Genomic DNA, 13,968 nt, shown 5'->3' with positions numbered 1-13,968 from the left:
GGGCGTTTGTCAGTTTGACATAGCTGGCATAACAAAGGACAAGCCAGGTGGTTTTGACATGAACCAAAAAGCCGTGGATTACGCAGCTGACTCAGCTGTGATGCAAACCTATGGACGCGCCGAAATTGGTTTTTTGCGCGGCGAAGGCTGCTGGCTTGAATCCGACTCAGGTGAAAAATATCTCGATTGTGCAAGCGGGATTGCGGTTAACACGCTTGGCCATAGCCACCCGCATCTGGTCGCTGCGCTGACCGAGCAGGCTGGCAAATTATGGCACACGTCCAATCTATACCGGATTCCCGGTCAAGAGATTGTTGCCAAAATGCTGGCCTCGCTTTCGGGTCTTGATCAGGTGTTTTTCTGTAATTCTGGTGCTGAAGCGACCGAAGCTGCGGTCAAGATTGCCCGCCGTGCCGCCTATGAAAAGGGCGAGCCTGAGCGGATGACCATTCTGTGCGCGACAGGCGCTTTTCATGGCCGGACATTAGGCATGCTTGCGGCGACCGACAGGCCGGTATTCCGAACTGGGTTTGGCCCGATGCCAGCTGGATTTGACCATGTTTCTTTTGGCAATTTGAATGCGCTTCGTGCCGCGCTTGGGCCGCTTGTGGCAGCGGTGATGGTCGAATCGGTTCAGGGCGAAGGCGGTGCCAAGCAGGTTCCCGATGGCTACCTTGCCGGTGTACGTGAAGCGGCTGATGAATTTGGCGCGCTGGTGATTGCTGATGAGGTGCAGGCAGGCATTGGCCGAACTGGACGGCTGTTTTCCTATGAGGATACCGGAATCAAGCCTGATATTGTTGCGCTTGCCAAAGGGCTTGCTGGCGGCTTTCCGATTGGGGCTGTTATTGCCAGCAAGGCGGTCGGTGCGGCGATGACACCCGGGACGCATGGATCAACCTTTGGCGGCAATCCGCTGGCCATGGCGGCGGCAAAGGCGGTTCTTGAAATTCTTGGCGAAGATGGGTTTTTGGCTGATGTTCGTGAACGTGCTGCCTATCTTGATACGGCGCTGCATCAACTCCAGACACAATTTCCAGCAATGATTGAGGCGCTTAGTGGGCGCGGCTTTTTGCGTGGTATTCGGCTTCATGACTCGGTTGATTTGCCCGCGCTTGTGAACCGGCTTCGTGATGACCATCTGCTGACAGTACCGGCGGCTGATAATACGCTTCGGCTGTTGCCACCATTGACCATTCATCGTGATGAAATTGATCTGGCGATTACCAAGCTTGTGACGGCATTAACCGCAATGGCGCCGCGTGACGATCAATAGAGCGCAATAACTTTTGCCAAATATGACTGAAGGACGGGATAACGCCGATGCGGCATTTTCTAGATTTGAAAGATTTTTCGACTGACGCTCTGCAATCAATGCTTGATGACGGCTTGCGTATGAAGGCAGCGCAAAAATCAGGCGAAAGCCATGCGATGCCATTGGCAGGCAAAACCGTTGCGATGATTTTTGAAAAGCCGTCAACGCGAACCCGCGTGTCATTTGAGGTTGGGGTTGTCCAGCTTGGCGGTACACCATTGATCTTATCGGCAAATGACTTGCAGCTTGGTCGTGGTGAATCGGTTGAAGATACGGCGCGGGTGCTGTCGCGCTATGTCGATGTGATTATGATTCGCTGTTTTCAGCATGAAACGCTTCTCACCGTTGCCCAACATGCAACCGTGCCGGTGATTAATGCATTGACCCAGCGCTCGCACCCTTGCCAGCTGATGGCCGATCTGATGACGATGATCGAATATCATGGCCCGCTTGCTGGACAAAGCGTTGCATGGTTTGGTGATGGTAATAATGTTGCGGTAAGCTGGATCGAGGCGGCGGTTCGCTTTGGCTTTCAATTGCGGATTGCTGGCCCGCAAAATTACGCGCCACCTGCCGATTTATTGGCATGGGCGCGGTCAAATGGCGGCGATATTATCCTTACCGACGAGGTTGGTCTGGCGATTGACAAGGTACAGTCGGTGGTGACCGATGTCTGGGTTTCAATGGGCAATGATGAGGGCAGTCGCCGCGCTGATTTTGCGCCATTTCAGGTGAATGCCGAATTGATGAAGGCTGCCGCTGGCGACGCTATTTTCATGCATTGCCTGCCAGCATGGCGCGGCATGGAAGTGACTTCCGAAGTTATTGACGGGCCGCAATCAGCAGTCTTTGACGAAGCCGAAAACCGGCTTCATGCCCAAAAAGCCATTCTGGCATGGTGCGTTTCGGGGAATTAGACGCAAAGCCCCAAGCGGCCGCGACGGCTGATGTGGGTTGCGGTTTTAGGATTTAATGATGTTGAATGATAATTTACCGGCCGATGCGCAGATTCTGCCTTTTTATCTCGCTGATGGTTCAGATGATGTTGCGTTAATTCGTGGCCGTATGGCGTCGGTTGGCCGCCCTGCTAATAGCATTCTTGAGCGCCATGACTACCCGCCGCTTGTGGCAACGCTTCAAGCCGAAGCTTTGGCATTGGCTGCCTGTCTAACAAGCACTTTGAAATTTGATGGTGTATTCACGCTTCAGGCCAAAGGTGATGGTTTGGTTCGCACGCTATTTGCCGATATTACCGAGGCTGGCCATCTTCGCGGCTATACTGCGATGGAGGATAATCCAACCGGTTTTCAAGCGGCGGCTTTGGCACATGATCCATCGGGTTCGGTTTGTCTTGGGCCATTGATGGGTAGCGGCTATATCGCCTTTACCGTTGATGACGGCACCAGCAATGGTCGTTATCAGGGGATTGTCGAACTGGATGAACGGCATCTAAGCGACGCGGCGATGAAATGGTATGAAAATTCAGAACAGCTCGATACGATTATTATTTGCGCTGCCGAACATGGGGCAGATGGCTGGCAGGCGGTGGCCTTGATGTTGCAGCGGATTGCGGCTGATGGTGGCAAGAGTGATGGTGGCAATAGTGATGGTGCCAGCACGCCAAAAACCAATGAACAGGCTCGTGCTGCCAGTGATGATGCGTGGCATACGGCGAAAACCCTGCTTGGCTCGATCACCCGCGGTGAATTGCTTGATCCAGCCTTATCGCCAGAAGATGTTATTTTCCGCCTGTTTAACAGCATGGCACCGCATAGTGCACCTGCGCGCCCAGTGCTTGATCAATGCCGCTGTAATGTCGAAAAGATCGAATCAATGCTTCAACAATTAGCACCAGATGACATTGATGACATGGCTGATCATGATGGGAATCTGACGGTCACTTGTGAATTTTGCAAAACGCATCGTGCCTACCATAAGGATGCGATTCCGCGCCTTTAATTTTGCGCCAATGCTGGCAAGACATTGATAGCGTCGTTCCAAAAATTACGGCATAATTGCTAAATTGCAACTTGATCAAAACGCATTTCAAAAACCTCATAGATGCGTGATAAGCTATGATCAAGGTGCCAGTTCAATCGTGATAGAAAAAGGGCTTTGACGATGTTTCGTTCAAAAATGATGACAGTCTTGGCGTTGGTTCTGGCCGGTGGGCTTCTTGCCGCCTGCAAAACAGGAACAGCAACGCCGCCGCCGCAGATTTTTGCGGCTGATGCTTATCAGCCGCTAAACCTCAATGCCCGCCGTCTTGAAATCATTGATAATTGGCAGATGCCGGTTGCCGATCCTTATATCGGGCATCGGGTAAGCCCGTTGCCAAGCACCATTCTGGCCGATTGGGCATCACATGTGCTTCGTCCTGCTGGTGGCAGTGGCGAGATTATTTTCGACATAAAACAAGCTGCTGTGACGCTGACTGATTTACCTGCCAAGGTCGGGATTGACGGTTTGCTCACGGATCAGCAAAGCCGCAAAGTCACCGCTGAAATCAAAGCCAAAATCATGTGGCTTCAGCCCGTTGGCGGCACACAAGCATTGGCCGATCTAAGCGCTGCACATTCAATTACAATTCGTGAATCAGCCACAGCAAATGAAGTTAGCAAGGTGGTTAATGAAGCGGTGAAGGGCGCGCTTGTCCGGTTGGACAGCCAAACCCGAAAGGAATTGGCAACCATTGACCGGATTATTCTGCCCTAAGGGTTCTGGCGCGATATCTAGCGCTGCCAAAAGGCCGGATTGAGCATAACCAGAACGGTAAAGATTTCAAGGCGTCCCAAGAGCATGGCAAAGGACATGATCCATTTTGCGCTATCGGGAAGTGTCGAAAAATTGCCATCAGCGCCAATCACTTCGCCAAGACCCGGGCCAACATTACTGATCGAAGTTGCGGCACCTGATAGCGCCGTGACAAAATCAAGACCGGCCATGCCAAGCATGATGGCGATCAGCACAAAGCCAAGAATAAAGAGATAGAAAAACCCCATCACCGAATCCATGACCTCGACCGAAACGGGCCGTTTATTGTAATAGGCAAGCACTACCGCATGCGGGCGCAGCAAGCGGCTGATCTGCACCTTGGCGGTACTGGCAAGAACCTGAAGGCGGAACACTTTGATTCCGCAAGTGGTTGACCCGCCACAGCCGCCAATGAACATAACGATTAGCAGGATTGTTGTTGCAAACCCCCCCCATGCCGAAAAATTGGCGCTCACATATCCTGTGCCGGTCATGATCGAAACGCCGTTAAAGCTGGCTTGGCGGACCGCCTCGCCAAATCCCAAACCCGTTTGCATCAAATGCCAGATCAATAGCAGAACAAGCCCAACCGCAAGGATTAAGAACCAGCGCACTTGCGGATCATTCAGTAAGCTTCGCCACCCGCCGCGTACCATCGCCAGATAATGCGCAAACGGCAGGCTGCCAACAATCATGCCCGTGATGATAATCCATTCGACAGCAACCGAATCAAACGCCCCAATCGACGCGGTGCGGGTTGAGTAGCCGCCAGTGGCAAGGGTTGTCATTGAATGCGCAACAGCATCAAACATATCCATACCCGCCAGCCCCAGCATCACCGCCCAAAGCGCGGTTAGTCCGGTATAGACAAGGCCGATACCGCCAGCAAGCTGGGTTGCCCGCGGCACAACATTTTCAGCCCGCTCATAGGACTCGGTGCGAAAAAGCTGCATGCCACCAACCGAAAGCATTGGCAAAACGGCCATTGCCATAACAACAATACCAACCCCGCCAAGCCATTGAAGCAAGGCACGCCAGATCAAAATTCCGGGTGATGCCTGTTCGATTTCAACAAGGATGGTTGATCCGGTTGTTGTGATCCCTGAAACCGATTCAAAAACTGAATCGGTAAAGCTAAGATCAAGCTCGCTGAACACAAAGGGCAAAGCACCAAAAATGCCAATCATCACCCATGAGCCGTTGGTTAGCAAAAACGCCTGCCGAAGCCCAAGACCATGCGCGTCACGCTGGTTCGTTGCAAGCCATACCGACACGCCAACAAAGCCGGTCAATAGTGCTGATAGTGCAAATACCTGCCAATCATCAGATCCGGCATAAAGATCAACACCCATCGGAATCAGCATGGCCGCTGCCAAGATGGTTGCCAGAACTCCTAAAATATTTAGCACGGGTGAAAACTGCATGATGATCCGGTTGCGGTTACAATTGGCGGCTTATGCGTTGGTGCCTTATCACTAGCCTAGTTTTGTTTGATCAAGAAAGCGCCGGCTAAGGGCTTCATCCTGTTTAAACACACCGGTAAATCTTGTGGTGATCATCGACACATCGGGTTTGCGAACGCCGCGTGTTGTCATGCATTGATGCTGCGCGTCGATCAGCACGGCAACGCCTTTTGGCTGCAAAACTTTCTGGATGCAATCGGCCACCTGTGCGGTCAGGGTTTCTTGTGTTTGCAGGCGATGGGCAAAACCATCAAGAACCCGCGCTAATTTGGAAATGCCAACAACGCGCCGGTCGGGCATATAAGCAATATGGGCAACACCCAAAATAGGCACCAAATGATGTTCGCAATGGCTTTCCAGCCGGATATTGCGAAGCATCACCATATCGTCATAGCCTTCGACTTCTTCAAAGGTGCGTGCCAGCATCTTTGCCGGATCTTCATCATAGCCGCTGCAGAATTCTGACCAGGCGCGAACAACCCGTCCCGGTGTTCCAGCAAGCCCTTCACGGGCGGGGTTTTCGCCAATCCAGCGCAATAAAACGTCAACTGCCGCTTCGGCTTCCTGTCGGCTTGGTTTTTCAATTACTGACTGGTCGGTTGAGGCATCATTTATCTCAGATGCGTCTTTGGTCTCGCCGGTGTCATAAGGAGTCATCATGTGTCTTGCCAAACCATTGTGAAACTGCCGCTGCCAATCGATTAGGCCGCCGCCTGAGTATATGACGAAAACAGTCCCAAAATGCAACTTTAATTGGCAGAAACCGCCAGAAACAATCAACTGGCAAATCACGCGTTACGAGCGTAACCCAAATTATTGATCTAAGGTCTGAACGCGCCCCGTTAATCGAAAATTCACCTAATTACGATAGATTATGCCTACCCAAATGGATGTGAAGTGGCTGATGCGCCGAATATGTACCAAATTTGCGGAGTACATGACGCCTGTAAAACATATTTGTAGCATCCAAGGCCGGCAGGAAAACACAGAACCCGTCGTCGAGTTGGCTGCGGGTAAGGCGCTTTGCCAAAACGGCAAGCGCTGCTTTTGGACTTGCTATCAGCCATCGCAAACTCTTATTGTGCAGTTCTAAAGCGGGTGTAGCTCAGTTGGTAGAGCACGAGCTTCCCAAGCTCGGGGTCGCGGGTTCGAACCCCGTTGCCCGCTCCATTCATTCTACGGCTTTTTCGACTGATTTGGCGTTTTTTAGCGGCAGGTGCCGTGGCAAAGGCAGTTTTTCATAACCCCAACAAAAGGACTATCTCCATGACCGATCCGGTTATTTTTCAAAAGTCACCAATGCCAATCGAAGTTGAAGAAGGCAAAACCTATTTCTGGTGTGCCTGTGGCAAAAGTGCCAAACAGCCTTTTTGCGATGGCAGCCACAAAGATACAGGCATTGCGCCGGTAAAAATTACCGCTGAAGCAACCAAAAAGATGTTTTTCTGCGGGTGTAAAGCATCGGCAAAAGCCCCGCTTTGCGATGGCAGCCATAGCAAGCTTTAAACCATTGCCGCCCATCTTATGTGGTTGGCACGGGCCTTGGCTTATGCCAGCCTGCCAATGAGCCAAATTAATCAACAGCCCCGCTTTGCCAAGCGGGGCTGTTTTGGTTTGAAGGGCTTTCAAATTTTTTCTGGCCAGATTTTTTGGGGAAGATTTTCCCTCCTCGATTTCTAGCCATCCGCCTTTTGTGGCTGCCTACCGCAGGTGCGCCGTCAAGAACGTATGCGTTCTCGCCCATGCAAGCGCGGCATCATCCTCGTCATAGCGGCCGCCAGTGGGATTGGCAAAGGCATGACCTGCAGTATACCAATGCGTTGTCATCAAATCGCTTTTGCCAGCTTGGGCAAGGTTTTTTTGAAAAGCGCCAACCATCTCTGGATTGATGGATTTATCCAAAGTGCCAAAATGACCAAGAAGCGGTGCGTTCAGTTTTTGCAGACTGTCGGCATTGGCGGTAACGCGCCCATAATAGATTACCGCGGCATCAAGCTTGGAGTTTAATGCGGCTGACAGGCTCCACCCACCGCCGAAACACCAGCCAAGCGTGGCAACTTTGCCATTGCCATTGGCCTTGGCCCAATCAACCCATGCGGCAATCGTTGCATTGGCTTCGCTGGCCTTAACAGCCTTGGTTTGGGTTTTGGCTTCGTCACGATTGCTGGCAACCGAACCGTTAAACAGATCAATGGCAATCGCATGAAATCCCTTAGCACGGATATCTTCGGCCATGGTTTTGATATTGTCATTCAAGCCCCACCATTCATGGATCAAAATCACCACTGGCGCGTCCTTTTTATCAGCCTCGGCAAAATAGGCGCTGACCGTGCGGCCATCTGCGGTTGTTTGTTTGATGGAAACACCCTTTGCGGCTTGCGCTTCGGCAAGGTCAACATTGGCAAGAATCGTGGCAAGCGGTAGCGCCAGCGCGCCGGCAAGAAACAACCGCCGGTCAGTGGGTGATACCGATGGTCGCGACAGATCATTCGGATCACAATTTTCCAGATCACACATCTTATCTATCTCCATTGAAAAAACATTGTGAAAAACATCAAACCGGTCTTTTGCAAAACACGCTAGATGATGATTTGATGCCTAATTCTAGGCCTTTTGAACGGTGCTGCAAATGCGCAAGTATCCAAATAATAGAAAAACTTTGCGCATGATTTGGGTTTTGTGAACCGCTTTGAGCAAACCGATGGCGAGTAAAGCTTGAACAAATTGGCAAAGCCATGTATACGCTGGCGCAATCCTAATTTTTACGCGGCAAGCGCTACCGGCGGACCGGTTGGTGCTAGCCAGCGTAACCTTCCTCGCAAACGTCAATGCGAAAGACCCTAATTCAATTTTTAAGGAGTATTCTTATGAATCTATCCAATTTTTCAGGAAAAACAATCGCCATTATGGTGGCAAGCGGTTTTGATGAGACTGGATTTATCGCCATCCAACGCGCCATGATGAATGCTGGCGCGAAATTAAGAATTGTTTCTCGGGAAGCTGGATTAACAAGCGCATGGAATGGCACAGGCTGGGGCATGTCCTATCCGGCCGATGCCACCTTATCGACAGCGCTTGCGATTGATTATGATGCGCTGATCGTACCGGCTGGCAACCGCCATGTTGAAAGCTTGAAAAATGAAGTTCACGCCAAACGTGTTTTGCGTGCGTTCCTGCGCGAAGATATGCCGGTTCTGCTTCAAGGCGATGCGGTTGCGCTATTGTCATTAATTGATGAAGCTGCCGAGCGGACAAAAGCTGGAAGTGATGATTCTACCCCTGTTATTGACCGTAATCTTGTGACAGTATCGGCAACATCGGGACAGCTTGATGAGCTATCAGCCCTGAATGGCGTGATGGCGATCGGCGAAGCCGAAAGCCGCGCCGCCTGAAACCAATAGGGTAACGACCGATATGGCCTCCTCTGACAAACCTGCTGCAACCAAACTGCCATCGCCCTGTGTGTCGATCTGCCAGATGGATCCACAGGACGGGGTTTGTCTTGGCTGTTATCGGACGCGCGCCGAAATTGCCGCATGGCGAAGCATGGATCAAAATGATCAGCTGGTTTTGCTGGATATTCTTCGCGATCGGCGGGCAAAGGCAACAGGCGTTGCACGGCGTCCTTCACGGCGCAATTTCAAACGTCTTAGCGTCTAGCCTGTCAAAGATGATGTGATGGCGGGGTTGTAGTGGCCGGATAATAGCCGCCGCACCGAGTGGCAAGGAACCCAAAAGCAATGAGTAATATTTTATCCGATCTGATTGACCAACAAGGCTGGTGTGTTGCCGATGGTGCCACCGGAACCAACCTGTTCGGGCGCGGCCTCGAAACTGGATATCCCCCTGAATTATGGTCGGTTGAACGGCCGGATGATATTTTATGGCTTCATGGCATTTTTCTTGAGGCTGGATCAGATTTGATCCTGACCAACAGCTTTGGCGGTACCGGATTCAGGCTAAAACTGCATGAATCACAAGATCGTGTTCGCGAGCTGAATATTGCCGCGGCGCAATTGGCCCGTAAAGCGGTCGAGAGTCATTTTGCCAATAGCGGAAAACGCGCCATCGTTGCCGGATCAATGGGGCCAACTGGGGAGCTGTTTGAGCCGCTTGGCAAATTAACGCACAGCGCCGCTGTTGCCGGTTTTGCCGAACAGGCCGAAGCGCTTGCCGAGGGCGGAGTTGACGTTTTATGGATTGAAACCATGTCGTCAAATGAAGAAGTGGCCGCCGCGATCGAAGCGGCAAAACACACTGGCCTGCCAATTTGCGCAACCATGACATTTGATACGGCCAGCCGGTCAATGATGGGGGTGATGCCAGCCGATTTTGCCGATTTTGCCACTGCCGCAGGTGCCAGCTTCATTGGTGCCAATTGCGGGATTGGGCCGGCTGAATTGCTGCATTCGGTAAGCGGTATTTTGGCGCAATCGGGTGATGTGCCCGTGGTGGCCAAGGGTAATTGCGGCATCCCTGCCTATGTTGAGGGTGCAATCCATTATCATGGAACCCCTGAATTAATGGCTGATTATGCGCTGTTTGCGCGCGATATGGGTGCGAAAATCATTGGCGGCTGTTGCGGCACGAGCCCAGCGCATGTTGCCGCCATGACCGCCGCGCTGGCAGCGAACCCAAAACGGCCATTTGACGAAGCGGCCATGACCGCCGCGCTTGGCACGGCATGGGCTGATGTGAATATCAATAATGCCGGTGTTGATGACCGGCGCGGTCGGCGTGGGCGTCGCCGTTCGTCATAAAACGGACAAATGACCCTGAATAAAGGGAATCTGAACCGAAAGCTGGTTGCGTCAATGCCGCAATCTTTGCATACTCGCTGCGTTTTTGATGGCCGTTTTCATAGCGGTGATTGATTCGATTGTCGCAGTTTATTGGCCATTCGCTGGTCATTCTTAACGGAGCCTTAGATCATGCATGCCTACCGATCCCATAATTGCGTCGAATTGACCGAAGCCAATGTTGGCCAGCAGGTAAAATTATCTGGCTGGATTAACCGCAAACGCGATCATGGCCAGCTTGTCTTTGTTGATCTTCGTGACCATTACGGTCTGACCCAATGTGTTGCCGATTCGTCCGATGCCAGCTTTGCGCTTGTCGAGGCCACGCGGCTTGAGTCCGTGGTTACCGTTACCGGCACCGTTCTAAAGCGTAGTGACGAGACGACCAACGCATCATTGCCAACCGGCCAGATTGAAGTTCGCATCGAAGCATTTGAAGTGCAATCGGCGGCCGACACATTGCCATTACAGGTCAATTCAGACGAAGATTCAGGCGAGGAAACACGGCTTCGCTATCGCTATCTTGATCTTCGGCGCGCGCGCCCACATGCCAATATCATGTTGCGTGCCAAAATCATTCAATCGATCCGTGCCCGCATGGTGGCGCAGGATTTCACCGAATTCCAAACACCAATTCTGACCGCTTCATCGCCTGAAGGTGCGCGCGATTTTCTGGTGCCCGCCCGCCTTCACCCGGGCAAATTCTATGCTTTGCCGCAGGCACCGCAGCAATTTAAACAGCTGATCATGGTTAGCGGCTTTGACCGTTATTTCCAGATTGCCCCTTGTTTTCGGGATGAAGATAGCCGCGCTGATCGCAGCCCAGGCGAATTCTATCAGCTTGATCTTGAGATGAGCTTTGTTGAGCAGCAGGATGTGTTCGCCGCTGTTGAGCCGGTGATCAAAGGCGTTTTTGAAGAATTTTCCGACAAAATTGTCGATACTGATTTTGTGCATATTCCATTTGCGGATTCGATGCTGAAATATGGCAATGACAAGCCGGATCTGCGGATTCCGTTTGAAATTAGCGATGTTACCGATGTTTTCCGCGGATCAGATTTTTCAATCTTTGCCAAGAACATTGAAAAAGGCGCGGTTGTGCGAGCAGTTCCGGGACCAAAATGTGGAAGCCGTGCGATTGCCGACCGGATGAATAGCTGGGCGCAAGGCGAAGGCGCGCCGGGAATGGGCTATATTATCTATGGTGAAGGCGAGGCGCGCGGCCCCGTCGCCAAAGCGCTTGGTGCTGAAAAGGCTGAAGCGATCCGTATTGCAACGGGTGTTGGCGATGGTGACGCGGTTTTTTTCGCTTGTGCGCCTGCGGATGAAGCGGCCAGCCTTGCCGGACGCGCCCGCGTAAAAATTGGCCAAGATCAGGATTTGATCGATAAAAACCTGTTCCGCTTTGCATGGATTGTCGATTTTCCAATGTTCGAAGCCGATCCGGTTACCGGCAAGATTGATTTCTCGCATAATCCCTTTTCAATGCCACAAGGCGGCAAGAAAGCACTTGAAGAACAAGACCCACTAACCATCAAAGCTTGGCAATATGATCTTGTTTGTAATGGCGTGGAACTGTCATCAGGTGCGATCCGGAACCATCTTCCCGAAGTGATGTATAAAGCCTTCGAAATCGCTGGCTATCCAAACAGCACGGTTGATGAAAAATTTCCAGCGATGATCAACGCATTCCGCTTTGGCGCGCCGCCGCATGGCGGTATTGCGCCCGGTATTGACCGGATGGTGATGCTGATTGCCGATGAGCCGAATATCCGTGAGGTTATTCTGTTCCCGATGAATGGCAAGGCCGAAGATTTGATGATGGCAGCCCCGTCCGAAGTTGACGAAACGGCGCTTGCCGAACTGCATATCCGGCGCGTGCCACAGATCAAGAAAAAGGACTAGCTTTGCGCGGTTAGATGGGTTGCCGATGATGTGATTCGCCATGCAACAGCGCGAGTAAACAGCCAAGAAGCACCACGGCACCCGCTTGATGCATGCCGCCAAGCGCGACCGGCACGCCATGAAGAAGCGTGACAATGCCAAGGATGAATTGCGCCACAATCGCGCCAAGCACCAGATTGCCCCGCAGATGCAAGCCATGCCGGCGCGCTTTTAGCGCCAACACAACCACCGCGCCAAAGGTCGCAGCGGCGATCCAGCGGTGATGGAATTGTGCCGAGGCTGGGTTTTCAAATGGATCAAGCCACCCCGCCTCGCCATATTCGACTGGTACAAGCCCATTGCCCATTAGCGGATAGTGATTATAAAGCAATCCGGCATCCATGCCCGCAACAAGCGCACCGGCAAGAATGGTGATGCCAACCAAGGCCAGACTTGCCATGCCATGACCTTTTGGCGATTTAGCGCGGCCATCACGAAGATCAAAACCCGTCCAGATCAGAAGGCTAAAAATCACCAGCGCAACAGCAAGATGCGAGGCCAGCCGATATTGCGAAACGCTAGCCTGTTCGGTCAGGCCGGATTTGACCATCCACCAGCCAACAACGCCCTGAAATCCGCCAAGACACAACAATAAAGTAAGCCGCAATCCAAACCCTTGCGGCACGCGCCCGCTGATCACAAAAATCAAAAATGGCAGGCCAAAAGCAAGGCCGAGCAAGCGACCCCAAAGCCGGTGAAAATATTCCCAAAAGAAAATATTCTTAAATGCGGCAAGCGACATGCCGAAATTCAGTTGCTGATATTCGGGCGATGCCTGATACAGCTGATAGACCCGATCCCATTCAGCGACACTTAATGGCGGCAAGGTTCCGATCAAGGGGCGCCATTCCACCATTGAAAGACCCGATCCGGTCAGCCGCGTCACGCCGCCAATCACCACCATAATGGCCACAAGTAAGGCCATACCAAAAAGCCATTTGGTGACCAGCTGGTCGCTGTGGGGGCTGGCATTGCGCGAGATCCAGTGGGGTGATGCGTGGGTCATGAAACCAACCTGAGAATACAAAAAGGACAACTCATATGGGCGTTTCTATATCAAGCCACAAGGGGGCTGCAAATTGGCGCATTGCCGCAGGGGGGCGCTGGCAACCAATGGTCAAACCCAAAGCGCGATGCGATCAGCTTTTGCCAGAAATGCTGTGAAAAGAAATAAATTGCAGCAAGTAAACCATATGGAAATTAAATTTTTTTTCAGCTCGAATATGCTTTGAAATTAAAAAATTATACCTAATTTTAGGATTGTGATCGGGTTTTGACGCATTTGTTTTGACCAATGGTGCTCCTCACATGCCTTTCAGATGAGCCTTGCAAAGGATTGATGATGTTATCGCAATTTCCAATTTTTCTGGATCTGCACCAAACTCCGCCATTGGTGATTGGTGACGATTCTGGATTGGCAGCAGGCGCGCCGCTTTATTCAAATCCATTTTCAGACCATGCCTGATAGCCACCATAGCCGCCTTGATCAATGATCTCACGAGTCATAATTTGAACCCGTGATGGCACCCGTTCTGCGGCTTTGGGTCTTCGTCGTAACCTGTCTGGTTTTTCTGATTATTTTCCTGCCCGTCCCTTGACAAATCAGCGCCAATATCCCAATTACCTTTAGTGACAATTTGGCACTCTCATTCGGTGAGTGCTAATCGACAGGTAACAGACTTTTTTGAAGGAG

The 13,968-nt window shown here is 51.7% G+C and carries 13 protein-coding genes and 1 tRNA gene; 10 read left to right on the top strand and 4 right to left on the bottom strand.

Features of this window, described 5'->3' with window-relative positions; translation table 11 throughout:
- Window positions 1-58 precede the first annotated feature (58 nt).
- From ABXT40_RS10750 to ABXT40_RS10735, 4 genes are all read left to right on the top strand, one after another.
- A complete protein-coding gene (locus ABXT40_RS10750; protein WP_443645594.1) occupies window positions 59-1,276 on the top strand; it encodes an aspartate aminotransferase family protein in 1,218 nt (405 codons plus the stop codon).
- 47 nt (window positions 1,277-1,323) lie between these two features.
- Window positions 1,324-2,232: an ornithine carbamoyltransferase gene (argF, locus tag ABXT40_RS10745; RefSeq protein ID WP_443645593.1), complete on the top strand. Its 909-nt coding sequence runs from the start codon at window positions 1,324-1,326 to the stop codon at window positions 2,230-2,232.
- Between the two features lie 58 nt (window positions 2,233-2,290).
- A complete protein-coding gene (hslO, locus tag ABXT40_RS10740; protein WP_443645592.1) occupies window positions 2,291-3,274 on the top strand; it encodes an Hsp33 family molecular chaperone HslO in 984 nt (327 codons plus the stop codon).
- A 162-nt stretch (window positions 3,275-3,436) separates the two neighbouring features.
- Window positions 3,437-4,030, top strand: a complete 594-nt coding sequence (locus tag ABXT40_RS10735; RefSeq protein ID WP_443645591.1) for a hypothetical protein — start codon at window positions 3,437-3,439, stop codon at window positions 4,028-4,030.
- A gap of 17 nt (window positions 4,031-4,047) precedes the next feature.
- Here ABXT40_RS10735 and ABXT40_RS10730 read toward each other — a convergent pair whose 3' ends face one another.
- Together ABXT40_RS10730 and folE are read right to left on the bottom strand one after the other, a co-directional pair.
- On the bottom strand, window positions 4,048-5,493 hold the full coding sequence (locus ABXT40_RS10730; protein WP_443645590.1) for a TrkH family potassium uptake protein: 1,446 nt from the start codon (window positions 5,491-5,493) through the stop codon (window positions 4,048-4,050).
- A 51-nt stretch (window positions 5,494-5,544) separates the two neighbouring features.
- Entirely contained in the window at window positions 5,545-6,192 is a 648-nt protein-coding gene (gene folE, locus ABXT40_RS10725) for a GTP cyclohydrolase I FolE (RefSeq protein ID WP_443645589.1), read from the bottom strand.
- Between the two features lie 434 nt (window positions 6,193-6,626).
- Here folE and ABXT40_RS10720 point away from each other — a divergent pair.
- Window positions 6,627-6,702 (top strand) — tRNA-Gly (locus ABXT40_RS10720).
- A gap of 96 nt (window positions 6,703-6,798) precedes the next feature.
- A complete protein-coding gene (locus tag ABXT40_RS10715; protein WP_443645588.1) occupies window positions 6,799-7,038 on the top strand; it encodes a CDGSH iron-sulfur domain-containing protein in 240 nt (79 codons plus the stop codon).
- Window positions 7,039-7,233: 195 nt separating this feature from the next.
- Here ABXT40_RS10715 and ABXT40_RS10710 read toward each other — a convergent pair whose 3' ends face one another.
- The gene (locus tag ABXT40_RS10710) at window positions 7,234-8,049 is read right to left on the bottom strand and encodes a dienelactone hydrolase family protein (RefSeq protein WP_443645587.1); all 816 of its coding nucleotides are present in this window, start codon (window positions 8,047-8,049) and stop codon (window positions 7,234-7,236) included.
- Between the two features lie 350 nt (window positions 8,050-8,399).
- Here ABXT40_RS10710 and ABXT40_RS10705 point away from each other — a divergent pair, with 350 nt between their 5' ends.
- From ABXT40_RS10705 to aspS, 4 genes are all read left to right on the top strand, one after another.
- The gene (locus ABXT40_RS10705; protein WP_443645586.1) at window positions 8,400-8,924 is read left to right on the top strand and encodes a DJ-1/PfpI family protein; all 525 of its coding nucleotides are present in this window, start codon (window positions 8,400-8,402) and stop codon (window positions 8,922-8,924) included.
- 22 nt (window positions 8,925-8,946) lie between these two features.
- Window positions 8,947-9,192, top strand: coding sequence for a DUF1289 domain-containing protein (locus ABXT40_RS10700; protein ID WP_443645585.1), 246 nt, complete (start codon window positions 8,947-8,949; stop codon window positions 9,190-9,192).
- 80 nt (window positions 9,193-9,272) lie between these two features.
- Window positions 9,273-10,292: a betaine--homocysteine S-methyltransferase gene (bmt, locus tag ABXT40_RS10695; RefSeq protein ID WP_443645584.1), complete on the top strand. Its 1,020-nt coding sequence runs from the start codon at window positions 9,273-9,275 to the stop codon at window positions 10,290-10,292.
- Between the two features lie 171 nt (window positions 10,293-10,463).
- The gene (aspS, locus tag ABXT40_RS10690) at window positions 10,464-12,236 is read left to right on the top strand and encodes an aspartate--tRNA ligase (RefSeq protein WP_443645583.1); all 1,773 of its coding nucleotides are present in this window, start codon (window positions 10,464-10,466) and stop codon (window positions 12,234-12,236) included.
- A gap of 10 nt (window positions 12,237-12,246) precedes the next feature.
- Here the strand turns inward: aspS and ABXT40_RS10685 are convergent, their stop codons facing one another.
- Window positions 12,247-13,281 carry a COX15/CtaA family protein gene (locus tag ABXT40_RS10685; protein WP_443645582.1) on the bottom strand — a complete coding sequence of 345 codons (1,035 nt, stop codon included), beginning with the start codon at window positions 13,279-13,281 and terminating at the stop codon, window positions 12,247-12,249.
- Between the last annotated feature and the right edge of the window lie 687 nt (window positions 13,282-13,968).

This window comes from Candidatus Ponderosibacter sp. Uisw_141_02, from assembly GCF_048087665.1.
In the GTDB taxonomy this organism is placed as follows: domain Bacteria; phylum Pseudomonadota; class Alphaproteobacteria; order Puniceispirillales; family Puniceispirillaceae; genus UBA3439.
The sequence above is the reverse complement of the archived record's forward strand: the minus strand, read 5'-3'. Positions and strand labels throughout refer to the sequence as shown.